This window comes from Microbacterium sp. NPDC008134 (assembly GCF_042957055.1).
Taxonomy (GTDB): Bacteria; Actinomycetota; Actinomycetes; order Actinomycetales; family Microbacteriaceae; genus Microbacterium.
Map to the genome: position 1 here is coordinate 457679 of NZ_JBIBHO010000002.1, position 25772 is coordinate 483450.

The 25772-nt window shown below is 68.8% G+C and carries 26 protein-coding genes and 1 tRNA gene; 12 read left to right on the forward strand and 15 right to left on the reverse strand.

The window, feature by feature from the left end; translation table 11 throughout:
• Positions 1 to 2 precede the first annotated feature (2 nt).
• Together ACFY9N_RS12930 and ACFY9N_RS12935 are read right to left on the reverse strand one after the other, a co-directional pair.
• Positions 3 to 497 carry a MarR family winged helix-turn-helix transcriptional regulator gene (locus ACFY9N_RS12930; protein WP_391479076.1) on the reverse strand — a complete coding sequence of 165 codons (495 nt, stop codon included), beginning with the start codon at positions 495 to 497 and terminating at the stop codon, positions 3 to 5.
• Between the two features lie 7 nt (positions 498 to 504).
• Positions 505 to 999 carry a GNAT family N-acetyltransferase gene (locus tag ACFY9N_RS12935; RefSeq protein ID WP_391479078.1) on the reverse strand — a complete coding sequence of 165 codons (495 nt, stop codon included), beginning with the start codon at positions 997 to 999 and terminating at the stop codon, positions 505 to 507.
• Between the two features lie 83 nt (positions 1000 to 1082).
• Here ACFY9N_RS12935 and ACFY9N_RS12940 point away from each other — a divergent pair.
• The 6 genes from ACFY9N_RS12940 (at position 1083) to ACFY9N_RS12965 (ending at position 6735) form a co-directional block, all read left to right on the forward strand.
• Positions 1083 to 1154 (forward strand) — tRNA-Gln (locus ACFY9N_RS12940).
• 1 nt (position 1155) lies between these two features.
• Positions 1156 to 2586, forward strand: a complete 1431-nt coding sequence (gene glmU / locus ACFY9N_RS12945; RefSeq protein ID WP_391479079.1) for a bifunctional UDP-N-acetylglucosamine diphosphorylase/glucosamine-1-phosphate N-acetyltransferase GlmU — start codon at positions 1156 to 1158, stop codon at positions 2584 to 2586.
• 7 nt (positions 2587 to 2593) lie between these two features.
• Positions 2594 to 3628: a ribose-phosphate diphosphokinase gene (locus tag ACFY9N_RS12950; RefSeq protein WP_391479081.1), complete on the forward strand. Its 1035-nt coding sequence runs from the start codon at positions 2594 to 2596 to the stop codon at positions 3626 to 3628.
• Between the two features lie 150 nt (positions 3629 to 3778).
• Positions 3779 to 4261: an FMN-binding protein gene (locus ACFY9N_RS12955; RefSeq protein WP_391479082.1), complete on the forward strand. Its 483-nt coding sequence runs from the start codon at positions 3779 to 3781 to the stop codon at positions 4259 to 4261.
• A 7-nt stretch (positions 4262 to 4268) separates the two neighbouring features.
• Positions 4269 to 5147 (forward strand): FAD:protein FMN transferase, encoded by an 879-nt coding sequence (locus ACFY9N_RS12960; protein WP_391479083.1) that lies wholly within the window; start codon positions 4269 to 4271, stop codon positions 5145 to 5147.
• Between the two features lie 13 nt (positions 5148 to 5160).
• Positions 5161 to 6735 (forward strand): flavodoxin reductase, encoded by a 1575-nt coding sequence (locus tag ACFY9N_RS12965; protein WP_391479085.1) that lies wholly within the window; start codon positions 5161 to 5163, stop codon positions 6733 to 6735.
• Positions 6736 to 6881: 146 nt separating this feature from the next.
• Here ACFY9N_RS12965 and ACFY9N_RS12970 read toward each other — a convergent pair whose 3' ends face one another.
• The 3 genes from ACFY9N_RS12970 to ACFY9N_RS12980 all read right to left on the reverse strand — a co-directional run bounded on the left by ACFY9N_RS12970 (position 6882) and on the right by ACFY9N_RS12980 (position 10165).
• Positions 6882 to 7709 carry a DUF559 domain-containing protein gene (locus ACFY9N_RS12970; RefSeq protein ID WP_391479086.1) on the reverse strand — a complete coding sequence of 276 codons (828 nt, stop codon included), beginning with the start codon at positions 7707 to 7709 and terminating at the stop codon, positions 6882 to 6884.
• 210 nt (positions 7710 to 7919) lie between these two features.
• Positions 7920 to 9410, reverse strand: coding sequence for a sensor histidine kinase (locus ACFY9N_RS12975; RefSeq protein WP_391479087.1), 1491 nt, complete (start codon positions 9408 to 9410; stop codon positions 7920 to 7922).
• A 26-nt stretch (positions 9411 to 9436) separates the two neighbouring features.
• On the reverse strand, positions 9437 to 10165 hold the full coding sequence (locus ACFY9N_RS12980; protein WP_391479088.1) for a response regulator transcription factor: 729 nt from the start codon (positions 10163 to 10165) through the stop codon (positions 9437 to 9439).
• 184 nt (positions 10166 to 10349) lie between these two features.
• Here ACFY9N_RS12980 and ACFY9N_RS12985 point away from each other — a divergent pair, with 184 nt between their 5' ends.
• Positions 10350 to 11837, forward strand: coding sequence for an ABC transporter permease (locus ACFY9N_RS12985; RefSeq protein ID WP_391479089.1), 1488 nt, complete (start codon positions 10350 to 10352; stop codon positions 11835 to 11837).
• 41 nt (positions 11838 to 11878) lie between these two features.
• A complete protein-coding gene (locus ACFY9N_RS12990) occupies positions 11879 to 12604 on the forward strand; it encodes an ABC transporter ATP-binding protein (protein ID WP_391479091.1) in 726 nt (241 codons plus the stop codon).
• A 62-nt stretch (positions 12605 to 12666) separates the two neighbouring features.
• On the opposite strand, the gene gndA is transcribed toward ACFY9N_RS12990, so the two are convergent.
• The gene (gene gndA / locus ACFY9N_RS12995) at positions 12667 to 14121 is read right to left on the reverse strand and encodes an NADP-dependent phosphogluconate dehydrogenase (protein WP_391479093.1); all 1455 of its coding nucleotides are present in this window, start codon (positions 14119 to 14121) and stop codon (positions 12667 to 12669) included.
• 201 nt (positions 14122 to 14322) lie between these two features.
• Here gndA and ACFY9N_RS13000 point away from each other — a divergent pair, with 201 nt between their 5' ends.
• Entirely contained in the window at positions 14323 to 15336 is a 1014-nt protein-coding gene (locus tag ACFY9N_RS13000) for a D-2-hydroxyacid dehydrogenase (RefSeq protein WP_391479094.1), read from the forward strand.
• A 14-nt stretch (positions 15337 to 15350) separates the two neighbouring features.
• Here the strand turns inward: ACFY9N_RS13000 and ACFY9N_RS13005 are convergent, their stop codons facing one another.
• On the reverse strand, positions 15351 to 15476 hold the full coding sequence (locus ACFY9N_RS13005; RefSeq protein ID WP_391479096.1) for a hypothetical protein: 126 nt from the start codon (positions 15474 to 15476) through the stop codon (positions 15351 to 15353).
• A gap of 229 nt (positions 15477 to 15705) precedes the next feature.
• Here ACFY9N_RS13005 and ACFY9N_RS13010 point away from each other — a divergent pair, with 229 nt between their 5' ends.
• Both ACFY9N_RS13010 and pth read left to right on the forward strand, forming a co-directional pair.
• Complete coding sequence (locus tag ACFY9N_RS13010; protein ID WP_391479098.1) at positions 15706 to 16320, forward strand: 50S ribosomal protein L25/general stress protein Ctc; 615 nt, start codon at positions 15706 to 15708, stop codon at positions 16318 to 16320.
• 106 nt (positions 16321 to 16426) lie between these two features.
• Positions 16427 to 17008 (forward strand): aminoacyl-tRNA hydrolase, encoded by a 582-nt coding sequence (gene pth / locus ACFY9N_RS13015; RefSeq protein ID WP_391479099.1) that lies wholly within the window; start codon positions 16427 to 16429, stop codon positions 17006 to 17008.
• Between the two features lie 59 nt (positions 17009 to 17067).
• Here the strand turns inward: pth and ACFY9N_RS13020 are convergent, their stop codons facing one another.
• The 8 genes from ACFY9N_RS13020 to sdhC form a co-directional block, all read right to left on the reverse strand.
• The gene (locus ACFY9N_RS13020; RefSeq protein WP_391479101.1) at positions 17068 to 17727 is read right to left on the reverse strand and encodes a hypothetical protein; all 660 of its coding nucleotides are present in this window, start codon (positions 17725 to 17727) and stop codon (positions 17068 to 17070) included.
• A 21-nt stretch (positions 17728 to 17748) separates the two neighbouring features.
• Positions 17749 to 18753: a tryptophan--tRNA ligase gene (gene trpS, locus ACFY9N_RS13025; RefSeq protein ID WP_391479102.1), complete on the reverse strand. Its 1005-nt coding sequence runs from the start codon at positions 18751 to 18753 to the stop codon at positions 17749 to 17751.
• 41 nt (positions 18754 to 18794) lie between these two features.
• On the reverse strand, positions 18795 to 19634 hold the full coding sequence (locus tag ACFY9N_RS13030) for an exodeoxyribonuclease III (protein WP_391479104.1): 840 nt from the start codon (positions 19632 to 19634) through the stop codon (positions 18795 to 18797).
• 10 nt (positions 19635 to 19644) lie between these two features.
• The gene (locus ACFY9N_RS13035) at positions 19645 to 20796 is read right to left on the reverse strand and encodes a YihY/virulence factor BrkB family protein (RefSeq protein ID WP_391479105.1); all 1152 of its coding nucleotides are present in this window, start codon (positions 20794 to 20796) and stop codon (positions 19645 to 19647) included.
• Positions 20797 to 20892: 96 nt separating this feature from the next.
• Positions 20893 to 21660, reverse strand: coding sequence for a succinate dehydrogenase iron-sulfur subunit (locus ACFY9N_RS13040; RefSeq protein ID WP_391479106.1), 768 nt, complete (start codon positions 21658 to 21660; stop codon positions 20893 to 20895).
• A 2-nt stretch (positions 21661 to 21662) separates the two neighbouring features.
• On the reverse strand, positions 21663 to 23489 hold the full coding sequence (gene sdhA / locus ACFY9N_RS13045) for a succinate dehydrogenase flavoprotein subunit (RefSeq protein WP_391479107.1): 1827 nt from the start codon (positions 23487 to 23489) through the stop codon (positions 21663 to 21665).
• Positions 23490 to 23508: 19 nt separating this feature from the next.
• A complete protein-coding gene (locus tag ACFY9N_RS13050; RefSeq protein ID WP_391479108.1) occupies positions 23509 to 23952 on the reverse strand; it encodes a succinate dehydrogenase hydrophobic membrane anchor subunit in 444 nt (147 codons plus the stop codon).
• Positions 23952 to 24389, reverse strand: a complete 438-nt coding sequence (gene sdhC / locus ACFY9N_RS13055) for a succinate dehydrogenase, cytochrome b556 subunit (protein ID WP_247624837.1) — start codon at positions 24387 to 24389, stop codon at positions 23952 to 23954. The genes ACFY9N_RS13050 and sdhC overlap by 1 nt, the downstream gene beginning before the upstream one ends.
• 178 nt (positions 24390 to 24567) lie before the next feature.
• Here sdhC and ACFY9N_RS13060 point away from each other — a divergent pair, with 178 nt between their 5' ends.
• Positions 24568 to 25683 carry a mannose-1-phosphate guanylyltransferase gene (locus tag ACFY9N_RS13060; protein ID WP_391479109.1) on the forward strand — a complete coding sequence of 372 codons (1116 nt, stop codon included), beginning with the start codon at positions 24568 to 24570 and terminating at the stop codon, positions 25681 to 25683.
• The last annotated feature ends 89 nt before the right edge of the window (positions 25684 to 25772 follow it).

A 25772-nucleotide genomic window follows, 5' to 3' on the forward strand; every position in this document is an offset into this window, starting at 1 on the left:
GCTCACGCGTCGAAGCTCAGGCTGAGCTTGCGCAGCAGGCCGGCCAGTCGATCACGATCGCTCCGCGACAGCGCCTGCAGCAGATCGGCCTCGACGTCGACGAGACGCGTGATCGCGGCATCCACCCGCATGCGTCCGTCGTCGGACAGTGTGACCAGGATGCTGCGGCCGTCGCCCGGGTCGGCCTCGCGCCGCACCAGGCGGCGCTCGACCAGGCGGTCGATGCGGTTCGTCATCGTGCCGCTCGAGACGAGCGTCTGCTGCAGCAACTGCTTGGGGGAGAGCTGGAACGGTGCTCCCGCACGGCGCAGGGCCGAGAGGACGTCCCACTCCCAGGGCTCGAGGTCGCTGCGACGGAACACGTCACGGCGCGCGCGATCGAGGTGGCGCGAGAGCCGGTCCATGCGGGAGAGGACTTCGAGGGGTGAGAAGTCGAGGTCGGGGCGCTGGGTGTTCCACGCGCCGACGATCCGATCGACCTCGTCCGCCTCGCTCATTCCTCCATTATCGCGCGAGCGGGGCCGAGCGCGGTTCCTCGCCGAGCTCCGCGGTGAGGAACGTGCTGTGCGGGTCGGGCAGGTAGTCGCCGAACGGCGGGCACTCCACGAATCCGGCCCGCGCGTACAGCGCGTGCGCCGGCCGGAAGAACTCCGCGCTGCCGGTCTCGAGCGAGATCCTGCGGATGCCCCGGCGCCGGGCATCCGCGAACAGGGCGTCGAGCATCGCGCGCCCGAGACCCTGCCCCCGGCGAGCGGGCTCGGTGCGCATCGACTTGAGTTCCTCGTGCCCCTCGGCGAGCGGCGCGAGCGCTCCCGTGGCGACGAGATCGTCGCCGTCGCGGGCGACGAACAGCCGGACGCCCGGGGCGAGGAGCCGGTCGAGTGAGAGCGCGTGCTGGCTCTCGGGCGGTGCGGTGCCGGCCATGTCGTCGTGGTGCGCGAGGAGGAACGCGGCGAGACCGGGGGTGGGGCCCAGGACGCGATCGATCAGGATGCTCATGGTCGAAGCATCCCAGAGTCGTGTTTCGCGCCGATGTCGGCGTGGCAGAATGAGCGGGCGGCCTTTCCTCGTGGGGGCCGCGGTCCGCCGTGGTGTAATGGCAGCACGACAGCCTTTGGAGCTGTGAGGTCTAGGTTCGAGTCCTGGCGGCGGAGCATGACGGAGAACAACCTCGCGATCGTCGTCCTCGCCGCAGGGCAGGGCACGCGCATGAAGTCCCGGCTGCCGAAGGTGCTGCATCCGATCGGCGGTCGCCCGCTCGTCGGGCACGTGCTGACGACCGCCGCCCGGCTGGGCGCCGCGCACGTCGAGGTCGTCGTGCGTCACGAGCGCGACCAGGTCGTCGCAGCCCTCGCGGAGGACTACCCGGATGCCGTGTTCGTCGACCAGGACGACGTGCCGGGCACCGGCCGCGCCGTGCAGGTCGCGATCGACGCCCTCCCGAGCGACTTCGCCGGCGACGTGCTCGTGCTGTCGGGGGATTGCCCGCTCGCCGACGCCGACACACTCAGTGGCTTCCTCGCCGCCCACCGCGCGGCGGGAACGCCGGCGACCCTCATGACCGCCGTCGTCGACGATCCCACCGGTTACGGCCGCGTCATCCGCGATGCGGACGGGAGCGTCGACCGCATCGTCGAGCAGAAGGACGCGAGTGCCGACGAAGCCGCTGTCCGCGAGATCAATGCCGGCATGTACGTCTTCCGTGCCGCGACGCTGCGCCGGTACCTGCCCGAGATCGGCGTCGACAATGCCCAGGGCGAGATGTACCTCACCGACGTGCCGGGGCTGCTCCGCCGCGACGGAGACCGCGTCGCGGCATCCGTGGTCTCCGACGTCACCGTGACCTACGGGGTCAACGACCGCGCGCAGCTTGCGCTCGTCGGACGCCTGCTGAACGAGCGCATCGTGCGCCGCTGGCAGCTCGAGGGCGTCACCGTCGTCGACCCGGCGACCACCTGGATCGACGACGACGCGGTGCTCGCACCCGATGTCACGGTCCTCCCGAACACGCACATCCTGCGCGCGACGACCATCGCCGAGGGCGCGATCATCGGTCCGGACACGACCCTCGTGGACTGCGAGGTCGGCGAGGCCGCGATCGTGCGCCGCACCGACGCCACCCTCGCCGTGATCGGCGCCGAGGCCACCGTCGGGCCGTTCTCGTTCCTGCGCCCGGGCACCGTGCTCGGCGCGAAGGGCAAGATCGGGGCCTATGTCGAGACGAAGAACGCCGAGATCGGCGAGGGCAGCAAGGTGCCGCACCTGTCGTACGTGGGAGACGCCACGATCGGCCGCGGAGTGAATCTCGGCGCGAGCACGATCACGGCGAACTACGACGACGTGAACAAACATCGAACGGAGATCGGCGACGAGGTGCACACCGGGTCGCACACGGTGCTCGTTGCGCCCGTTAGGCTGGGTGCAGGCGCGAAGACCGGCGCCGGCGCGGTCGTCCGCAAGGATGTTCCGGCCGGTGCACTGGCCATGACCGTCGCACCCCAGCGCAACATCGAGGGCTGGGTCGAGAAGAACAGAGCAGGGACGGGCGCGGCGGATGCCGTGGCCCGCGAGCGAGCGGCGGAATAGGCAGGCCATGGCCCGGAAGAAGAAGACGGTCGATCTGGATCGCGACAACGGGGTAGCCCCCGGCATCATCGCGAAGACCAAGAAGCGTCTCGTCGTCGCGGGCGGGCGCTCGCACCCCGAGCTCACGGCGGCTGTCGCCGAGGCCCTCGGCACCGAGATCGCCCCGATCGAGCACCGCACCTTCGCCTCCGGTGAGATCTACGCGCGCTTCGAGGTGTCGATCCGCGGTGTCGATCTCTTCCTCGTGCAGACCTTCGGCGAACCGGTCAACGAGTGGCTCATGGAGACGCTCATCATGATCGACGCCGCCAAGCGCGCCTCGGCCAAGCGCATCACGGTCGTCGCCCCCTACTATCCGTATTCGCGTCAGGACAAGAAGGGCCGCGGTCGCGAGCCGATCAGCGCCCGTCTCGTCGCCGACCTGCTCAAGACCGCCGGCGCCGACCGCGTGATGAGCGTCGACCTGCACGCCGCTCAGATCCAGGGCTTCTTCGACGGTCCCGTCGACCACCTCTTCGCCAAGCCCGTGCTGCTCGACTACTTCGAGCGCACCCTGTCGGCCGAAGACCGCGAGATCCTCACGGTCGTCTCGCCCGACATGGGCCGCGTCCGCGTCGCCGACACGTGGTCCGACAGCCTCGGCGCACCGCTCGCGATCATCCACAAGCGCCGCGACCCGAAGGTCGCGAACCAGGTCTCGGTCCACGAGATCGTCGGCACGGTCGACGGCCGCACCTGCCTGCTCGTCGACGACATGATCGACACCGGTGGGACGATCGTCAAGGCCGCTCAGGCCCTCAAAGCGGCCGGAGCGCACCGTGTCATCGTCGCCGCGACCCACGCGATCTTCAGCGACCCGGCATCCGACCGTCTGCAGGACTCCTCGATCGACGAGGTCGTCATCACCGACACGATCCCGCTGACGGAGTCGCGTCGCTGGGACAAGCTGACGATCCTTCCGATCGCTCCGCTGCTGGCGCGCGCGATCCACGAGGTCTTCGAAGACGGATCCGTCACGAGCATGTTCGGCGGAGACGCCTGAGTACCCTCCTCGTAGCCGGGGTCTCGTAGCAGGGGCCTCATAGCCGCCGCTTCGGCGCGGCACAGCGGGAACATAGCCGCCCTTCCTACGCTCGGATCATCGACACCGCATTCGCGGGAGAGTCGACGACACCGAGCCGGGAGGACCACCATGATCCGCACGACCGTACCGACTTCCGTCCGAAAGGGTTCCGCCCTCGTGGGCATCGCCGGACTCCTCGTCCTGGCCGGGTGCGCGACCGCGCCCACCGACAGCGACGACCAGACCGCCACCGAGAACACCTCGGGATCCGACAGCAGCACGAGCTCGGAGTCGTCCGGCGCTGACGCATCGTCGTCGTACGCCGACGGCACCTACACCGCGGAGGGCTCGTACCAGACCCCCGAGTCGGTCGAGACGATCTCGGTGACCATCACCCTCGCCGATGGCGTCGTCACCGACGTCGAGGTGACCGGCGACCCGCAGGCGCGCGAGACAGAGCAGTACCAGGGCGCGTTCATCGACGGAATCGCCGAAGAGGTCGAGGGCAAGGCGATCGACGAGCTGAATGTCAGTCGCGTCGCCGGCTCCTCGCTGACCAGCGGCGGATTCAACGCGGCGGTCGAGGACATCAAGGAGCAGGCCGCCGCCTGACCCGACCATGGCGATCTGGCGATTCGAGGCGATCGGCACGCGCTGGGAGATCGAGTCGGCCGATGAGCTGTCGGCCGACTCCCGCGCCGCTGTCGGGGCCGTGATCGAGCGTTTCGACCGGGAGTGGTCGCGGTTCCGCCCCGATTCGGATGTCACGCGCCTCGCGCGCGAGGGGGGAATGCTCGCCTCCCGTGACGCGGGGGCGATGCTCGATGCGTACCGCGAGCTGTCGGACGCGACCGCGGGGGCGGTCAATCCGCTCGTCGGGGTGAGCCTCGAAGCCCTCGGGTATGACGCGGGGTACTCGCTCACCGCCGGAGATCCGGTGGTCGCCCCGAGCGACTGGACCGAGCGGCTGCGCTGGACGACGGGCACAGCCGCCGTCGCGCACCCGGCGCTGATCGACGTCGGAGCCCTCGGGAAGGGACGCCTCGTCGACCTCGTACGCGAGGCGTTGAGCGACGTACCCGGTGACCTGATCGTCGACGCCGGCGGCGACCTCGCGGTGCGCGGTGCCGGTGCGGATGGGGCGGGTGTGCGCATCGGTCTGGAGCATCCGTTCGATCCGACGCGCGCGATCGGCGTCGCCACCATCCGCGACCGGGCGCTGTGCGCCTCGGCCATCAATCGCCGTGTCTGGGGAGACGGCCTCCACCACGTGCTCGATGCTCGAACCGGGCTTCCCGTGCGCACCTGGGCGGCGACCTGGGCGATCGCGCCCGACACCATGACCGCGGATGCCGCCGCCACCGCACTGTTCTTCGACGGCGGGCCCGAGCTCGCCGCCCGCTGGGGCGTCGAGTGGGTGCGCATGAGCACCGACGGACGCGCGCAGCGCTCGGTCGGATGCCCCGTCGAGATCTTCACCCCCACCCGCACCCCCTGAGAGGGAAGCCTCCATGAACCGTTCCTTCACCGCCGCCCGGCAGCGCGTGCTCGCCCTGCTCGGGGCGCTGTCGATGTACCGACTGGTGCTGTTCGCGCTCGTCGCCCTCGCGGTCATCGCGCTCGCCCTCTCGGCGCTCGGGATCATCGTCTCGCCGACGCCGATCGAGATCCTGGTGTCGTTCCTCGTGCTCGCCGTGGTGATCTCGGGTGTGGATGCGCTCGTGCAGCGCCTGCTCCGCCTGCCGTGGCGCATCGAATCGTCGCTCGTGACCGCGCTCATCCTGCTCTTCGTCCTGCGGCCGGGCGTCGAGGTGCAGGTGATCCTCGGCCTCGCGATCGCGGGCGCCGTGGCCAGCCTGTCGAAGTACCTCATCGCGTGGCGCGGACGCCACATCCTCAACCCCGCCGCCTTCGGTGCCGCCGTCGTGTCGATCGTCGGATCGTTCGGCGCGTTCTCGTGGCTCGGCACCTCGGCATCCTGGTGGGTCGGCACCCCCTCGCTCACGATTCCCGTCGTGCTGCTCGGCCTCGCCGTCCTGTGGCGCACCGAGAAGGTGCGGATCGTTCTGCTCTTCCTCGTGATCGCGCTCGCCACGTCGGTGCTGCGCCAGTTCGTGCAGGCGCAGCAGGCGGGCCTCGACGCGGATCTCGGCACCGCCCTTTCGTTCGCACTGTTGCAGTCGCCGTTCCTGTTCCTCGGGGCGTTCATGCTCTCCGAGCCTCTGACCCTGCCGCCGCGTCGCTGGCAGCAGTTCACCGTCGCGGCGGTCGTGGGCGTGCTCGCCGGCTGGCCGATCTCGATCGCCGGGCTGTTCACGCTCGGACAGGAGCGCGCGCTCCTCATCGGCAACCTCGTGGCCTTCGCGTTCGCGGTGCGCGGTTCCGTGCGCCTGGTGCTCGAGAAGCGCCGGTCAATCACGCCGACCGCGCAGGAGCTGACGTTTCGCGCGAAGGGCAAGGTCTCGTTCCTGCCGGGCCAGTACCTCGAGCTCGACGTTCCGCATCATCGCCCGGACGCGCGGGGAACCCGCCGGGAGTTCAGCATCGTCTCCGCGCCGGCCGATCTCCCGACGCTCCGCATCGCGTACAAGAACGGTGACCAGCAGCATCCGTCGTCGTACAAGCGGGCCCTCGCGGCGGCCGAGGAGGGGACGACGCTCGCGGTCACCGGCACGTGGGGCGACTTCCTGCTGCCGCGTGACGGGAGCCCCGTGCTGATGGTGGCCGCCGGCATCGGGGTCACGCCGTTCATCTCGCAGCTCCGGCAGCTGCAGGCGGAGGGCGCCGAGCGCGACATCGTGCTCGTGTACGTCGCGGCGGACGCCTCCGAGCTCGCCTTCCGTGATGAACTCGCCGCGACCGGTGCCCGCGTCGTGGTCTTCACCCGCGATCAGCCGCAGAACCTCCCGTCGCACTGGACGTGGGCGCACGGTATCCGCCTCGACGCCGACGGTCTCGACCGCTTCGTGCCCGACATCGCCACCCGTCATGCGTTCATCTCGGGTCCGCCCCGGCTAATCGCGGACCTCGCACCCGCGCTCCAGCGCGCCCGCGCCCTGACGACCGACGCCTTCGCCGGCTACTGACCCCGCGCGTTCGCTGCGCGCCTCGCTTTGGCAGCGCACGTGCAAGGAGCTCCGACATCTGCAGGGAGAACCGCCGGTTTTCTCCCTGCGTTCGTCCTCTTTTCCCTGCACACGGCGAGCCTCGTGTGCACGTGGCCGTCCGCGTTTCATCGCACGCCACCTGCGCGGACGAGCGCGCTGATGATCGCGGCGGACACGACAGGCCATTCGTGCACGATCATGGCGTAGTCGAACCGCAGAGACTCGTAGCCGAGCGTCGATGCCACGGCGTCACGGCGAAGGTCGCGATGCCGCGCGGTACGCCCATCGTGATACTCGGCACCGTCCGCTTCGAGGATCAGCCGGCCATCGATCACGAGATCGACTCTGCCGACGCCGGTGATGGACACCTGGCACTCCAAACGGATGCCGAGGATGTGCAGCCGAAGACGAAGCAGGGATTCCAGACCGCTGTCCGCGTCTGTCCGCGCGAGGTCGATCAGCCACCGCGCAGATGCGGGGAGCCTCGATCGCAGGCGGACGAGTGAGGCGACCTTGCGCAGACGCAGCGCGGATTCGAGTGCGGTGAAGAACGCCTCGTCGCCGCGGCAACGGTAGAGATGCAGAAGGACATCGTCGACCGGAGCGACGCCGAAGACGGTGGTTCCGGCGTGCCAGTGGCTCACGCACTCACACGCGACGTGATGCACGCGTCCTTTCGCGCCGAGCCAGACATGAATCGTCGGATCGTCGTCCAGACACCACACCCCGTGCAGCCGCAATGCGGTGGTGCAGGTCACGGCTCCGCCGTGCGCGGCTGCGGTGACGATGGCGTCGGGTGTCTGGGCGGTGGCGAAGACACCCTGTCTCACACGAACGATACGTCCAGCGTTCACCGCATCGGCCAGGGCTTGTCGGGGCACTCCGTAGCGCTGGAGGAGGGAGCCGCGGACGACCCCGCCCAGATGTTCGATGACATGCGCGGGTGGAAGCATCCGACGATCTTGACCCGTCGCGTGCATGCCGCGCGCCCGTTTTCGTCTCATGACGCAGAGATCGGCTGAGACCGCCGTACGTGCAGAAGAAGTGGTCACCCATCACCAGCAGGGACTAGTGACACGTGCAGGGAGAAACTGACGGATTCTCCCTGCACGTGTCATCCGTCCCTGCGAATGGCCGCGCAGACCCGGACCACCGTCCGTGAGTTACGCGTCGCCCTCCGCAGCTCCCTCGGTCGCCCCACCGGCGGGGTTGCGGGGCAAGCGCACCGTGAACGTCGTGTCCCCGGGTTCGCTGGCGACGGAGATGAAACCCCCGTGCCCCTCGACGATGGCCTTGGCGATCGCCAACCCCAGGCCCGTGCCGCCGGTCTGGCGGGCGCGCGAGCTGTCGCCCCGCGCGAAGCGGGCGAAGAGTTCATCGCGCACGACCGGATCGATGCCGGGACCGTCGTCGTGCACGCGCAGCACCGCCTCGTCGTCCTCCTGCACGACCGACAGCGTGATCGTCGTGCCCGCGGGGGTGTGCGTGCGTGCGTTCGCGAGCAGGTTCGCGACGACCTGGTGCATGCGTCCGCTGTCGCCGACGATCACCACGGGCTCGTCGGGCGCCTCGATGTTCCAGTGGTGATCGACGGCGGTCGGCCGGGCATCGGCCAGACTCTCGAGCGCGAGCTGCGTGAGATCGACGGTGCCGTAGACGAGCTCGCGTCCCTCATCGAGGCGCGCCAGCAGCAGCAGGTCCTCTACCAGACGCGTCATACGGAGCGACTGCGCCTGGATGCGCTCCAACGACGTGGTCGTGCCCTCGATCGCCTCGGGGCCATGGGCCTGCCCGAGCGCGCGCAGCGACAGCTCGGAGTATCCGCGGATCGAGGCGAGGGGAGTGCGCAGCTCGTGGCTGGCGTCAGCGACGAAGCGCCGCATCCGCTCCTCGTTTTTCTGCCGCGCGGCGAGAGAGGTATCGACGTGGTCGAGCAGCTTGTTCAGGGACGCTCCGACGAGACCCGCCTCGGTGCGCGGATCGGCCTGAGCCGCGGGGATCCGCTCGGTGATCGAGACCTCTCCGCGGTCGAGGGGCTGATTTGCGACGCGGGTCGCGGTCGCGGCGACGGCTCGCAGGGGGCGCAGACCCACTCGGATCGTGATCGCCGTGGTGAGGGCGAGCAGGATGAGCCCACCGATGGTCGCGAGCGCGATCACCGTGAGCAGCGCGGTGAGTTGATTCTGGATCGCCTCGCGGGGGAGACCGGTCACGACCACGACGCCCGAGGGGCCCGTCGATGCGGTCACGCGGTACGACCCGAGGCCCTCGATCGTGACGTTCGCGACGTGCTGGCCGTTCAGGGCATCGGCGATCTGCACGAGCTGCGCCGAGGTGAGGGCATCCGTGCCCCCCTCGAAATCATCGGTCGAACTCGGCACCACCACGCCGTCGATTCCCGTCGCCGGGTTCTGGATCGCGACCAGGAGCCCGGGTTCGCCGCCACCGCGCCCGATGATGTTCTGGGCGGTGACGAGATCGGGAGAGACCTGCTTGATGATGCGCGACACCGAATCCGCGTAGCCGTAGATCCGCTCGCTCAGTTGGTCTTCGAGCGTCTTCCCCAGCGTCGCGCTGGTGATCACGGCGACGATCACGAGGATGAGCGAGACGAACCCGATGACGGCGGTCATCAGCCGCGTCTGCAGGCTCATCGGCCGACGCGTCATCCTCGTGTGACTCACTGCGGGGCCTTGATCATGTAGCCGACGCCGCGCACGGTGTGCAGCAGCGGGGTGCGTCCGGCATCGATCTTCTTGCGCAGGTACGAGATGTAGAGCTCGACAACGGAGGACTTCCCGCCGAAGTCGTAACTCCACACGCGATCGAGGATCTGCGCTTTCGAGAGCACGCGGCGCTCGTTGCGCATGAGGTAGCGCAGCAGTTCGAACTCGGTGGCGGTGAGCTCGATCTCGGTGCCGTCGCGCACGACCTCGTGGCTGTCCTCGTTGAGGGTGAGGTCGGCGACCCGCAGGATCGACTGCCCGTCGTCGGCCATCGCGTGGCCGGTGCGTCGGATGATGGCGCGCAGGCGGGCGATGACCTCTTCGAGGCTGAAGGGTTTCGTCACGTAGTCGTCGCCGCCGGCGGTGAGGCCCGCGACCCGGTCGCCGACGGCATCCTTCGCGGTGAGGAAGAGCACGGGCACCAGGCTGCCGGACTCGCGCAGGCGCCGCAGCACGGCCATCCCGTCGAGGTCGGGCATCATGATGTCGAGCACGAGGGCGTCCGGCTCGAACTCGCGGGCGACCTGAAGCGCCTCCATGCCGGAGGATGCGGTGCGCACCTCCCAGCCCTCCATGCGCAGGGCCATTGCGAGCAGGTCGGTGAGCATCTGCTCGTCGTCCACCGCGAGGATGCGCAGCGGGGAGCCGTCGGGGCGGCGCAGGTCGGGGAGATCACTGGTCATGCACTCATTCTGCGGAAACTCCTATGGGGTTTCTATGGAGAGAGCTATGCGTGTCCTGTGAGATCGTCAGCGAACATGGGATGCCGTCATCCATAGGTTCTTCATCACCTCACCCTCGAATCCGCATAGACCGCGTTCCTAACGTCGTCTCTGGCACCGCGACCTCCGCGGCAGAAGGAGAGAGATGTACGGAACATATCTGCGGCGCGAACTCGCGGGCCGCAAGAAGCAGACCACGATCGTCGCGATCGGCCTCGCGATCGCGATCGGTCTCGTGATCATCGTCAACGCGCTCACGGCGGGTGTGCGCGACGCGCAGGCGCAGGCCCTCGAATCCGTGTACGGCGTCGGTACCGATCTGACCGTCACGGGAGCTGCTGCCGAACCGGGGGAGGGCGGTGGCCCGCGCTTCGAGTTCGACGCCGACTCGGGACAGACCGACGGCGACACGACCACCCTCGCCCAGTCCACGCTGAGCACCGATTTCATGCGCGGCACGCTGGAGGCCTCGGTGCTCGACACGGTCTCCTCGACCGAGGGCGTCTCGGCCGCGACCGGCGCGCTGAGCCTCACCAACTCCACGTTCTCCGGTGAGCTCCCGAGCGGCGGCTTCGGGCCGCAGGACGGCACGTCGCAGGGCGAGCAGGGGCAGATGCCCGCCGAGGGCCAGGCTCCGCCGCAGGGCGGCTCCGACGGCGCGGGCGGCGGCGCGTTCGGCGTCGACTCCTTCACGGTGCTCGGCATCGACCCGGCGGCGACGGCGATCGGGCCGCTCGCATCGGTCGAGGTCAGCGACGGGCGCGCGTTCGCCGCCGACGACAGCGGCGCGCTCGTCGCCCTCGTCGACAGCACCTATGCGACCACGAACGACATCGCGGTCGGCGACACGATCGATGTGGCGGGTTCGGACGTCGAGGTGGTCGGCATCCTCACCTCATCGTCGGATGCCGCCGACACCGCAGCGAACGTCTATCTGCCCCTCGACACCGCACAGGATCTCTCGGGCGCCGGCGACGTGATCTCGACCGTGTACGTGCAGGCGGATTCGGCGTCGTCGATCGACGCCGTGCAGGCGTCACTGACCGACGAGCTGCCCGACGCGACCGTCACCTCCCAGGCCGAGCTCGCGTCGAGCGTCTCGGGTTCGCTGTCGAGCGCGACCTCGCTCATCACCAACCTCGGTACCTGGCTCTCGATCATCGTTCTGGCGGTCGCCGTGCTCCTGTCGGTGCTGCTGACGCTCTCGGGTGTCGGGCGTCGCACCCGCGAATTCGGCACCCTCAAGGCGATCGGGTGGTCCAACGGCCGCGTCGTGCGCCAGGTGGCCGGCGAGTCGATGGTGCAGGGCCTCATCGGCGGAGCGGTCGGCCTCGTGATCGGCATCGCCGGGATCGTCGTGATCAACCTCGTCCGCCCGACCGTCGCCGCGGGCTCCGCAGCCGCCGAGGGCGCACAGGGCGGCCCGGGTGGCATGGGCGGAGGCCCCACCGGCGGGGGAGGAATGTTCCAGACCACCCAGGCCGCCGACATCGTGCTGCAGGCTCCGTTCACCCCGTGGGTGCTCGTCGCCGCGGTCGGCCTCGCGGTGCTCGGCGGCCTCGTCGCCGGTGCGTTCGGCGGCTGGCGCGCCGCCCGCCTCAGCCCGGCCGAAGCGCTGCGGTCCGTCGCGTGATCGCAGAGCTCCCGACACCCACGACAGACCAGGAGAAGAAGATGACCATCACCGACACCACTGCCACCGCCTCGGAGACGGATGCCGCGGCCCCGCTGTACCGCGCCACCGGCGTCACACGCACCTACGCGCAGAAGGGCCGCACCGTGAAGGCGCTCACCGGCGTCGATCTGGAGATCGGGACGGGCGAGTTCGTCACGATCCAGGGGCCGACGGGCGGAGGGAAATCCACCCTGCTCCAGTTGCTCGGCGCGCTCGATCGTCCGTCATCCGGATCACTGACCCTCGGGGGCACGGAGCTCGCCTCGGCCTCGCCGAAGGAGCTCAGCCGCATCCGCGCCGAGGAGATCGGATTCGTGTTCCAGGGGTTCAACCTGATCCCCACGCTCACGGCCGCCGAGAACGTCGACATGGCGCTCGAATCGACCGCGCTCGACAAGGGGGAGCGGCGTCGTCGCGTGACCGAGGCGCTCGCGCACGTGGGCCTCGCCGATCGCGGTGATCACCTGCCGTCGGAGCTCTCGGGCGGACAGCAGCAACGTGTCGCGATCGCACGGGCGATCGTGAAGCGCCCGCGCGTGCTGCTGGCCGACGAACCGACGGGAAATCTCGACGAGAGCATGCGTGATGAGATCCTCGCCGTGCTCGAGGGGCTCTGCGCCGAGGGCATCACGATGATCGTCGTCACGCACGACTCGGCTGTCGCCCGTCGGGCCACCCGTCGGCTGCGGCTCTCGAAGGGCACGGTGCACGACATCACGAAGTAGGTAGGACGCACACGAAGGGCCCCGGCGCGATGCCGGGGCCCTTCGTGTGCGTCACCGCGAGATCAGTGCGTGTCCTCGGCCTCGATCTCGGTGCGGTCGCCCGACCACTGGGTGTGGAAGGTGCCTTCCTTGTCGATGCGCTTGTAGGTGTGCGCACCGAAGAAGTCGCGCTGCCCCTGCACGAGGGCGGCGGGCAGGCGGTCGGCGCGGATACCGTCGTAGTACGACAGCGACGACGAGAAGGCGGGGGCCGGGATGCCGGCCTGCGCGGCGGTCACGACGACCCGGCGCCAGGCGGCCTGTCCGCGGGTGAGCGCCTCGGCGAAGTACGGCGCGGTCATGAGCACCGGCAACTCGGGGGTCTCGGCATAGGCGTCGGCGATGCGGTTCAGGAACTGCGCGCGGATGATGCAGCCGCCGCGCCAGATCTTGCTGATCGCACCGAGGTCGATGTTCCAGCCATACTCGGCGGCACCGGCGCGGATCTCGTCGAAGCCCTGCGAGTAGGCGACGATCTTCGACGCGTAGAGCGCGAGGCGCACGTCCTCGATGAACGCGTCGACATCGCCCTCGGCGACCGTGAACTCCTCGTCGGGACCCGGAAGGGCGCCGGCGACGGCACGCTGCTCGGGGTGCGACGAGAGCGAGCGCGCGAAGGTGGCCTCGGCGATGCCCGAGACCGGGACGCCGAGCGAGAGGGCCGTCTGCACGGTCCATGCTCCGGTGCCCTTGGCGCCCGCCTGGTCGAGGATGACGTCGACGAGCGGCTTGCCGGTCTCAGCGTCGACCTGGCGCAGCACCTCGGCAGTGATCTCGATCAGGTACGACTCGAGCTCGCCCTTGTTCCACTCGGCGAAGATGTCGGCGATCTCGGCGGGGCTCTTGCCCGTGCCGCGACGGATGAGGTCGTAGGCCTCGGCGATGAGCTGCATGTCGGCGTACTCGATGCCGTTGTGGACCATCTTCACGAAGTGGCCGGCGCCGTCGTGGCCGACGTGCGTCACGCAGGGCTCGCCCTCGGCGATCGCGGCGATCGACTTCAGGATCGGCCCGAGGGTGACCCACGACTCGTCCGAGCCGCCGGGCATGATCGAGGGGCCGGTGAGGGCGCCCTCCTCGCCACCGGAGATGCCGGCGCCGACGAAGTTGATGCCGGTCTCGCGCACGGCCTTCTCGCGACGGATCGTGTCGGGGAAGTACGCGTTGCCACCGTCGACGATGATGTCGCCGGGCTCGAAGACCTCGACGAGGGAGTCGATGACGGCATCCGTCGGTCCGCCGGCCTTGACCATGATGATCGCGGTGCGCGGCTTCTGCAGCGAGTCGGCGAACTCCTGGTAGGACTGCGCCGGGATGAAACCGGCCTCGGGGTGCGCGTCGAGAAGGCTCTGGGTCTTCTCGTAGCTGCGGTTGAAGATCGCCACCGTGTTTCCCTCGCGGCTGGCGAGGTTACGGGCGAGGTTCGACCCCATGACGGCGAGTCCGACGACTCCGATGTTGGCTGATGCTTCGGGCACAGAAGGCTCCTCGATCGTGAAGAAGGGTTGCTCTCAGCGTATCGCTGTCGCCGGGGGCCTGCGCGCGTGTGTCTCGCTGTGCGTCGGCGCGCGAGCGGATGCGTGTCCCCGGGCCTCTACGCTGGATGCAGACGGCGTCTTCGAGGAGGAATCAGCGTGGTGCACAGCGGAACCAGACTGCGAGCGGTGGTAACGGTGCCGTTGCCTGAAGAGCAGTGCCGACTGATCGAGGAGCTCGAGCCGCGGGTCGAGGTCGTGCGCGATCACTCCCTCGTGCATCCGGCCCGCTGGCCCGCCGACTGGTCGGGGGATCCCGCGCACGTCCGCACGCCCGAGCAGCAGGCGGCGTTCGACGCGATGGTCGACTCCGCCGACGTGCTCTTCGGCATCCCCGATGTGGATGCCACAGCCCTCGCCCGCACCGTGCGCGCCAACCCCGATCTGCGCTGGGTCATGACGACGGCCGCGGGCGGAGGATCCTCGGTGAAGGCCGCAGACCTCGACCGCGCCGAGCTCGACCGCGTGATCTTCACGACGAGCGCCGGTGTGCACGGTGGAACGCTGGCCGAGTTCTCGGTGTTCGCGGTCCTCGCCGGGGCGAAGGGGCTGCCACGGCTCCTCGCTGACCAGCGCACCCGCACCTGGCCGGACCGCTGGCAGATGCGTCAGCTCGATGAGATGACCGTGCTGGTCGTCGGCCTCGGCGGCATCGGTGCGGAGTGCGCGCGTCGTTTCCATGCGCTCGGAGCGACCGTGTGGGGCACGACCCGTTCGGGCGAGCCGGTGGAGGGCGTCGACCGTCTGGTCCCGCTGTCCGAGTTGACGGATGCCGTCGCCCACGTGGACGCGATCGTCGTGACCCTCCCGGGTACCGAGCAGACCCACCACCTGATCGGCGAAGAGGTGCTCGCGGTCGTGAAGCCCGGGCTGATCCTCACCAACGTCGGTCGCGGCACCGTCGTCGACGAGGCCGCGCTCCTGACCGCCCTCGACGACGGACGCGTCGCCTTCGCCGGCCTGGACGTCTTCGAGCAGGAGCCGCTCGCCGAGGAGTCACCGTTGTGGAGTCATCCGCGCGTGCTCGTGAGCCCGCACACGGCGGCGATCAACGCGAACGAGGAGGAGCGCATCGCCTGCCGCTTCGCCGACAACGCTTCCCGCCTGCTCGACGGACGACCGTTGCGCGCGGTCGTCGACACGGTCGAGTTCTACTGACGCCGAGTGAGGAATCAGTCCTTGCGGTACCCGGAGCGGCCCATCGCGAAGAGCGCGCCGAAGCTGGCGAGCGTGGCGCAGACGGTCATCGCACCGATGACCCAGAGAATGACGTGCGAGAAGAAGGCTCCGTCGAGCATGAGGGGTCTCCGTGTTCTGCGAGAGGGATCGGTGTCCCCAGCCTATCGGGTGATCCGGTACCATTGATCGAGTACCTCGGCGAGGGACGCTTCCGCGCGTGCGCGGACGTCCGTTATCGACGCGGCGATGCGAGTCCCCGGTGGCTTTCCTCACGTGTCCATGTCGAGAACACGACAACACACAGACCACCGCGCGGCGCAATCGCTGCGTGCCCCGAAGGAGAACCTCATGTCTGAAGACACCAAGGTCCAGGCCGAGCTGCGCGACAGCTTCGGCAAGGGCTTCGCCCGCCGTCTGCGCGCCGCAGGCAAGATCCCGGCCGTCATCTACGGTCACGGCACCGAGCCCGTGCACGTCGCACTGCCCGGCCACCAGGTGTCGCTGATCATCCGTCGCGCCAACGCTCTCCTCGAGCTCGACATCGACGGCAAGGAGCAGCTCGCCCTGGTCAAGGACGTCCAGAAGGACCCGGTGCACCAGATCATCGAGCACATCGACCTGCTGGTCGTGAAGAAGGGCGAGAAGGTCGCCATCGACGTGCCGATCGTCGTCACCGGCGAGTCCGCTCCCGGCACGATCGCCAACCTCGACGCGACCACGCTGTCGATCGAGGCCGAGGCCACGCACATCCCGCAGAACGTCGAGGTCTCGGTCGAGGGTCTCGAAGACGGCACGCACATCACCGCCGCCGACGTGAAGCTCCCGAAGGGCTCGACGCTGCTGACCGACGCCGAGACCCTGGTCGTCGCGATCTCGATCCCGGTCCTCGAGGTCGAAGAGGACGAGGCTCCGGCCGAGGGTGACGAGGCTGCCGCCGAGGGCGAAGAGGCCGCCGCGGAGTGATTTCCGGCTGATCCACCGACGGAGGGGGCGCGATTGATTCGATCGCGTCCCCTCTTTCGTACCCTGACCGGGCTGCCGTCGTGCGCCCATGCGAGAGGATGAGGACATGACTTCCCCCTGGCTGGTGGTCGGACTCGGCAACCCGGGCCCGCGCTACGAGGCGACCCGTCACAACATCGGACAGATGGTGGTCGACGAACTCGCCGCGCGACGCAACGAGAGCTTCCGCGAGCACAAAGGCGGCGCCCGCGTCGTGGAGACCTGGCTCCGTCCCGGCGGCGACAAGATCGTGCTCGCGAAGCCCAACACCTTCATGAACGTCTCGGGCACGCCCGTCGCGGCCCTCGCACGCTTCTACTCGGTGCCGGCGGAGCAGATCATCGTCGTGCACGACGAGCTCGACATCCCCTTCGACACCGTCAAGCTGAAGACCGGGGGAGGGCACGGCGGACACAACGGCGTGCGCGACATCGCCCGGGCCATCACCACCCCGGACTTCCCGCGCGTGCGGGTCGGGATCGGACGGCCGGTCGGCCGTCAGGATCCGGCGGACTGGGTGCTCTCGCCGTTCGGCAAGGACGAGAAGCCGAACCTGCCGATCCTCGTGTCGGATGCCGCGGACGCGGTCGAGCTCCTCATCGGCGAGGGCCTCCTCGCCGCCCAGCAGAAGCATCACGCGCCGCGCTGAGCGGCGGTTGCTCCGGAACGCCCTGCCCCGCTTCGCGAGACCCGGGCGTGAAACGAGCGTCAGCTGTAGAGGCCGACGCCTCCGGCGGCTGCTCCGGCGCCGAGAGCGACGCCGGCGACGAAGAGGAAGATCGCCGGGCCCACCACGGCGACGACGAGCGCACCGATTCCCTGGCCACGACCCCGCTTGCGCGCGATGGCGATGATGCCGAACACGATCGCGGCGATGCCGAGGATCGTACCCGCCCAGAACGAGATCTCCGCCCACAGCACCTGATCGCGGGCCGGGGAGAGGACGGACAACGACGAGAGGTCGTCGCTGTTGAGGCGCACGATCGCCTCCGGCACGCGGCGGCCGACCTCATAGGAGGCGAACGCGGCCACGATCGGGGTCACGACCGTGGCGACGAGCGCGAACACGAGCGACAGCACGCCCGTCAGCTTCGACGGCTGCGGGGCGGTCTCGGGAACGGCGTAGGCGCCGCCCGGCGTCGAATACCCTCCGACCGGAACCTGGTAGGCGCCGGGAGGGGCCGTGTAATCGGGAGCGGCCTGTCCGGGTGTCGTATACCCGGGTGTCGCGTACCCGGGTGCCGCGAATCCCGGAGCCCGGGGAACGGGCGGAACCGTGCCGGCCGGGCCCGGCGGCACGGAGGGGGCGGGAGGCGCAGCGGGCGGCGGAACAGCGCCGTAGGGCGGGGGCAGCTGGGGATCGGTCACGAAGTCATCCTAGGGTGAGCGTCAGACGCGGCGGAGCAGTCCGACGCGGTCGTACACCTGCGCGAGAGTCGCATCGGCGACGGCATCGGCCCGCCCGGCGTTCTCGGCCAGAATGCGGTCGAGCTCGGCGGGGTCGTCGAGAAGCTCGAGTGCGCGGGCACGCACGGGCTCGAACTCCGACACGACGACCTCGGCGAGACCCTTCTTGAAGTCGCCGTAGCCGCGTCCGGCGTACTCGTCTTCGATCGACGCGACCTGGCGGCCGGAGAGGGCGGCGTAGATCGTCAGCAGGTTCGAGACGCCGGGCTTGTTCTCGCGGTCGAATCGCACCGTGCCCTCGTTGTCGGTCACGGCGCGCATGATCTTCTTCGCGGACTTGGCCGGGTCGTCGAGCATCCACAGCACGCCGGCGTCGCTCTCGGCCGACTTCGACATCTTCGACGTCGGGTTCTGCAAATCGTAGATGCGGGCGGTGTCCTTCTGGATCACCGGCATCGGCACCGTGAAGGTCTCGCCGAAACGTGAGTTGAAGCGCTCGGCGAGGTCACGGGTGAGCTCGACGTGCTGCTTCTGGTCATCGCCGACGGGCACCACGTCGGTCTGGTACAGCAGGATGTCTGCGGCCATCAGCACCGGATACGTGAACAGCCCGACGCTCGTGGCATCCGTGCCGTACCGCGCCGACTTGTCCTTGAACTGCGTCATGCGCCCGGCTTCGCCGAAGCCGGTGATGGTGCTGAGGATCCAGGCGAGTTCGGCGTGTGCCCGCACGTGCGACTGCACGTAGAGGGTCGACTGCGACGGCTCGATGCCCGCGGCGATGTACTGCGCCGCGGTTCGGCGCGTCTTCTCGCGCAGAACCGCGGGTTCCTGAGCGACGGTGAGAGCGTGCAGGTCGACGACCGAGAAGTACGCGTCGTACGAACTCTGCAGGTCACGCCACTGGAGGAGCGCCCCGATGTAGTTGCCGATCTGGAGGGAGTCGGCGGAGGGCTGCATTCCGGAGTAGAGGCGAGGCTTGGTCACGCGTTCAATCCTATGGGGCGGCGGAAGACCCGAGAGCCGGGTCAGAAGGTGTAGTCGACGACGACCGGGGCGTGATCGCTCCAGCGCTGGTCGTAGGCGGCGGCGCGGGCCACATGATACCCGGTGGCGCGCTCGGCGAGGGCGGGGGTCGCCAGGTGATAGTCGATGCGCCAGCCGGAGTCGTTGTCGAAGGCCTGTCCGCGCATCGACCACCACGTGTAGGGGCCCTCGACCTCGCCGTGGAACCGGCGACCGATGTCGACCCAGCCCAGGCCCGTGCCGACCGTGCCGTCGACCCCCGTGACCTCGGCACCCGCAGCGCCGAGGAAGCGGTCGAAGTATGCGCGCTCACGGGGGAGGAAGCCGGCCTTCTTGCGGTTGCCGCGCCAGTTCTTGATGTCGAGCTCGCGATGGCCAACGTTGAGGTCACCGGTCACCAGGGCCAGCGCGTCGTCGGCGCCGAGCTCGCTCAGGCGAGGACCGAACGCGTCGAGGAACTTCCACTTCTCGTCCTGCTTGGGGGTGTCGGCCTCACCGGAGTGCACGTACGCGCTCACCACCGTGAGCGGACGATCACCCAGCAGGAAGTCGGCCTCGAGCCAGCGGCCCTTCGAGTCGAAGTCGTCGGCGCCGAACGCCGTGCGCGATGCGAGCGCGGGCACGCGGCTGGCGATCGCGACGCCGGCGCGGCCTTTGGCGGTCGCCTCGTCGTGCACGAAAGACCACCCGGGCAGGGCGGCCTCGAGGTGCTCATCCTGCCCGCGGACCTCCTGGAGGGTCAGCACGTCGACATCGGCGGCGTCGAGCCATCCGCTCATTCCGTTCCGGGCGGCCGCCCGGATCCCGTTGACGTTGACCGAGGCGATACGCAGATGAGGCATGGGATCCAGCCTAGGGGCGGGGTCGGACATTGCCGGTCGTCACGGCATCCGCCTCAGCATCCGCTCGCGCGTCGGTCAGCCTCTCCTGCGCCGCTTTCAGGGACCGCCGTGCGGCGGGACGCCGGTACCACGGGGCCGCGTCGGCGGCCTCCTGCGCGCGACGCACCTCGACGCGCGCGGCGAGCAGCAGCGCCTGCACCTCCGCGCGACGGGCGGTCTCCGCGTCCTCGCGCTCGAGCGGCTGATCCTTGTCCTCGGCGGCCACTGCGATCCACGACGAAGCCATCAATACGACGATCGCCAGCCAGCGGCACCACAGCAGCAGACCGATGATCACCGTGAACGACGCGAGCAGGGGATTGCTGGGAACGTGCGAGAGCAACACGCCGGCACCGAGTTGCAGCACCACCATCGCACCGCCGCCGAGCATCGCCCCGGGCCAGATGCACCGCCAGTGCAGCTGCGTACCGGTGAGGAAGCGCACGAGCATGGCCAGCGCGGCCGCATCGAGAGCGAACGCCACGATCACCGACACGGTCTGCGCGCCGAAGGAGAAGAACCAGGTGCCGGTGCTCCAGTCGAAGAGCAGGAACATCTGCTCGAGCGCCCACACCGTGAGCGAGATGAGGACCGCACCGATGAGCATCGCCCCACCGAACACGGTCGCGGCGAAGAAGTCCCGCACCTTGAGCAGCCAGTACGGGCGAGCGTCGAACGGCAGACCGAACAGATCGCGCACCGCGCGCCGGGTGAAGGTCACCGCGCTCACCGCCGTCCACAGGGCCACGCCGACGGCGATGGCTCCGGTGACCCCGAGCACGCCGGTCGCGTTCTGCGCGATCTCGGTGACGTTGTCGACCGTGAAGACGCCGTCGGGCCCGATCAATCCGGGGATGTACGTGTTGACGAGGCGCACGAGGGCGGTGATCGCGAGACTGCTCGCGCCGAGCCAGAGACCCGCGCCCGCGAACGCGACGTACAGCAGCGCGAACAGTGCGAAGAGCACGTAGTAGCTCATGCCCGCCGACAGCAGGAAGCCGTTGCTGAACGAGAAGTTCCGCCAGACGCGCACGGGGAATGCGGCGAGGGTGCGGTCCTTCAACTCCGTCACCCGCTCGAGAGGTGCCTCGAGCCGCGCGCGAAGAGGGCGGGGAGCGGACATGCCCCCACACTATCGACCTGTGAGAACGGGCCGAAACGCGAGAACAGGCGGCTCCTCGAGGGAACCGCCTGTTCTCGAACGACCGATGGATGCGGGTCAGGGGCGACCGCGAAGCACGGCCTGCTTGACCTCGGCGATCGCCTTGGTGACCTCGATGCCACGGGGGCACGCCTCGGAGCAGTTGAAGGTCGTGCGGCAGCGCCAGACGCCCTCCTTGTCGTTGAGGACGTCGAGGCGCACGGCGGCGTTGTCGTCGCGCGAGTCGAAGATGAAGCGGTGCGCGTTGACGATCGCGGCCGGGCCGAAGTACTGGCCGTCGGTCCAGAACACGGGGCACGACGAGGTGCACGCGGCGCACAGGATGCACTTCGTGGTGTCGTCGAAGATCTCGCGGTCGGCGATCGACTGCGTGCGCTCCTTGCCCTTCTCGGGGACCGAGTTGGCGACCAGGAACGGCTGCACCTCGCGGTAGGAGGCGAAGAACGGCTCCATGTCGACCACGAGGTCCTTCTCGAGGGGGAGACCCTTGATGGCCTCGACGTAGATCGGCTTCGAGATGTCGAGGTCCTTGATCAGCGTCTTGCAGGCGAGGCGGTTGCGGCCGTTGATGCGCATGGCATCCGACCCGCAGATGCCGTGTGCGCAGGAGCGGCGGAAGGTCAGCGACCCGTCGACCTCCCACTTGATCTTGTGGAGCGCGTCGAGCACGCGGTCGGTGGAATAGAGCTCCACGTCGTAGTCGACCCAGTGCGGCTCGGAGTCGACTTCGGGGTCGAAGCGGCGGATGTTGAATGTGACGATGAAGGACTGGATGCCGGTGTCTTCGGTCGTCTCTGCGGGGGCCTCGGCGATGGCGTTCGACATGCTCAGTACTTCCTCTCCATCGGCGGGTAGTTCAACTCGCCCTGCTCGTTCTTGGTGAAGACGACGGGCTTCCAGTCGAGCTTGATGTGGTCGCCCGGGTCGGACGAGTGCGCGTCACCGGTGAGGTACGCCATCGTGTGCTGCATGTAGTTCTCGTCGTCGCGCTTCGGGAAGTCGTCGCGCATGTGGCCGCCGCGGCTCTCCTCGCGGTTCTGCGCGGCGTACACGACGACCTCGGCGATGTCGAGCAGGAAGCCCAGCTCGACGGCCTCGAGGAGGTCGGTGTTGAAGCGGTGACCCTTGTCGTCGACGTGCACGTTCTTGTAGCGCTCACGGAGCTCGGCGATGACGCCCAGCACGTGCTGCAGCGACTCGTGCGTACGGAACACCTGCGCGCCCTTGTCCATCTCGTCCTGCAGCGTCTTGCGCAGCACGGCGATGCGCTCGGTGCCCTGGTTGTTGCGCAGCCCCTCGAGCATGTCCGACACGAACCCGGCCGGGTTCTCGGGGAGCGGCACGAACTCGGCGGTCTTGACGTACTCGACCGCGTTGCGGCCCGAGCGCTTGCCGAAGACGTTGATGTCGAGCAGCGAGTTGGTTCCGAGGCGGTTGGCGCCGTGCACCGAGACGCACGCGCACTCGCCCGCGGCGTAGAGGCCGGGAACGACCGTGTCGTTGTCGGCGAGCACCTCGCCGTTGTTGTTCGTGGGGATGCCGCCCATCGCGTAGTGCGCGGTCGGCATCACGGGCACCGGCTCGACGACCGGGTCGACGCCCAGGTAGGTGCGGGCGAACTCGGTGATGTCGGGGAGCTTGGTCTCGAGGACCTCGGCACCCAGATGCGTGCAGTCCAGCAGCACGTAGTCCTTGTGCGGACCGGCACCGCGGCCCTCCGCGACCTCCTGCACCATGCAGCGCGCGACGATGTCGCGGGGAGCGAGGTCCTTGATGGTCGGGGCGTAGCGCTCCATGAAGCGCTCGCCCGAGGCGTTCCGCAGGATCGCACCCTCACCGCGGGCACCCTCGGTGAGAAGGATGCCGAGGCCGGCGAGACCGGTCGGGTGGAACTGGAAGAACTCGAGATCCTCGAGGGGGAGGCCCTTGCGCCAGACGATCCCGACTCCGTCGCCCGTGAGGGTATGCGCGTTGGAGGTGGTCTTGAAGATCTTGCCGAACCCGCCCGTGGCGAAGATCACGGCCTTCGCCTGGAAGACGTGGAGCTCACCCGTGGACAGGTCGTAGGCGACGACGCCGGAGACCTGCGTCTTACCGTCGGCATCCTTCACCGTCAGCAGATCGAGCACGTAGAACTCATTGAAGAAGTTGATGCCGAGCTTGACGCAGTTCTGGAACAGCGTCTGCAGGATCATGTGCCCGGTGCGGTCGGCCGCGTAGCAGGCGCGACGCACCGGCGACTTGCCGTGCTCGGCCGTGTGACCGCCGAAGCGGCGCTGGTCGATCTTGCCCTCGGGGGTGCGGTTGAAGGGGAGACCCATGTTCTCGAGGTCGATGACCGCGTCGATGGCCTCCTTCGCGAGGATCTCCGCCGCGTCCTGGTCGACGAGGTAGTCGCCGCCCTTGACCGTGTCGAAGGTGTGCCACTCCCAGGAGTCCTCCTCGACGTTGGCGAGCGCCGCGGCCATGCCGCCCTGCGCCGCGCCCGTGTGCGAGCGGGTCGGGTACAGCTTCGAGATCACCGCGGTCTTCGCACCGGGGCCCGCCTCGATCGCCGCGCGCATTCCGGCGCCACCGGCGCCCACGATGACGATGTCGAACTGGTGGTAGTGCACGCCGTCACGGACGACGGAATCCTGCGTCTCGGTAGTCACTTCTCGTATGCCTTCTTCTTTAGTTGCCCAGCGACTGGCACGAATCCCACAGCGTGCTCGACTCGGTCACGCCCAAGCAGGGGTCGAACGTGAACACGACGAGGGTGCCGAGCAGGATCAGGAGACCGGCGGCGAGGCCGAGCGCCCAGATCAGCGCCTTGCGGGCGGTGTTGTTCGTGACGTAGTCGTTCACGATCGTGCGCATGCCGTTCGCGCCGTGGATCAGTGCGAGCCACAGCATCAGCACGTCCCACCACTGCCAGAACGGGGTCGCGAACTTGCCGGCGATGAACGCGAAGTCCAGGGCGTGGATGCCCTCGCCGACCATGAGGTTGATGAAGAGGTGGCCGAAGATCAGCACGACGAGCACGACGCCCGAGGCGCGCATGAAGATCCAGCCCCACTTCTCGAGGTTGAATCCGCGGCGACGACGCGCCGGGGCTGCGATGGTCTGAGCGGACATCAGTGTCCACCTCCCGTGAATCCGGCGAAGGCGAGCATGAGGTGCCGCGGCACGAAGCCGGCCATGATGATGCCCCACACCAGCAGCACGCCCCAGAAGAGCTGGCGCTGGTACTTGGCACCCTTCGACCAGAAGTCGACGGCGATGATGCGCAGGCCGTTCATCGCGTGGAACACGATGCCCGCGACCAGCACGACCTCACCGATGGCCATGATCGGGTTCTTGTACGTGCCGATGACGGCGTTGTACGCCTCTGGCGAGACCCTGATCAGCGCCGTGTCGAGCACGTGCACCAATAGGAAGAAGAAGATGGCGACTCCGGTGATGCGGTGAAGCACCCACGACCACATGCCTTCGCGACCCCGATAGAGGGTGCCGCGGGGGGTCTTGGACGTGGTTTCCGAAATCGACGGTGTCAAGCGAGCGCTCGTGGACACGGTCGTCCTCCCTGGATCGATGTGCGTCGGTCGCATGCCGACAGGCACGCCCGATCGGGGTCCATCCTATTCCCGTCGTGGGCGGAGGGGCGACGAAGGGGAACCTAACTCCGGCGGACCTTGAGGAGTTCTTGAGGGACACCCGGAGTCTCGGATGCCACCGGGATACCCTGGCGGGATGACGGAACCAATCCAAGACTTCTACGCCGTGATCCCCGCCGGCGGAATCGGCAGCCGGCTGTGGCCGCTGTCGCGCGCGGACGCGCCGAAGTTCCTGCACGACCTCACCGGGTCCGGCCACTCCCTGCTGCGCGACACCTGGGACCGGCTCGTTCCGCTCGCCGGTCCCGACCGCATCGCGGTGGTCACGGGGCGTGCGCACCGCGCCGCGGTCGAGGAGCAGTTGCCGGGGATCGCCGACCTCAACGTCTTCCTCGAGTCCGAGCCGCGGGAGTCCGCGGCGGCGATCGGCCTCGCCGCCGCGATCCTTCACCGGCGCGACCCCGATGTGATCATCGGCTCGTTCAGCGCCGACCACGTGATCCGCGGAACGCGCGTCTTCGAGTTCGCGGTTCGGGATGCCGTGGAGGTCGCCCGCGAGGGGTACATCTGCACGATCGGCATCTCGCCCACGGAGCCGGCCGTCGGTTTCGGCTACATCAAGATGGGTTCCGAGCTCGTGGTCGACGGTGCGCGCGAGGCGGCGCTCGTCGACACCTTCGTCGAGAAGCCCGACCTCGAGACCGCCAAGAGCTACCTCGCCGACCGCGGGTACCTCTGGAACGCGGGCATGTTCATCGCGAAGGCGAGTGTGCTGCTCGACGAGCTCGCGGCGAACGAGCCCGAGTTGCACGCCGGGCTTCAGGAGCTGGCCGGGGCCTGGGACGACCGCGAGACGCGCGGTCCCGCGGTCGACCGGATCTGGCCGCGCCTGAAGAAGATCGCCATCGACTATGCGGTCGCAGAGCCGGCCGCGCGCCGCGGTCGCCTTGCCGTGGTGCCCGGGCACTTCGACTGGGACGACGTGGGGGACTTCGCCTCGCTCACGAAGCTCATCACCAACGGTCGCAAGAACGACCTCGCGGTGCTCGGACCGCATGCCCGGGTGCTCTCGGATGCCGCGAGCGGAATCCTCGTCAGCCAGACCTCGCGGGTGATCAGCCTCGTCGGCGTGCAGGACATCGTGGTGGTCGACACCCCCGATGCGCTGCTGGTCACGACGGTCGAGAACGCGCAGCGGGTGAAGGGTGTCGTGGAGTCGCTCAAAGTCACGGGACGGGGCGATGTGCTCTGATGAGCACCGGTTCGTGCTCATCGGCGCTCCAGGTTTCGAGTTTGTAAAGATTCACCGGAGCGAGGGGCGCCGGTATACGCAAACGCTGA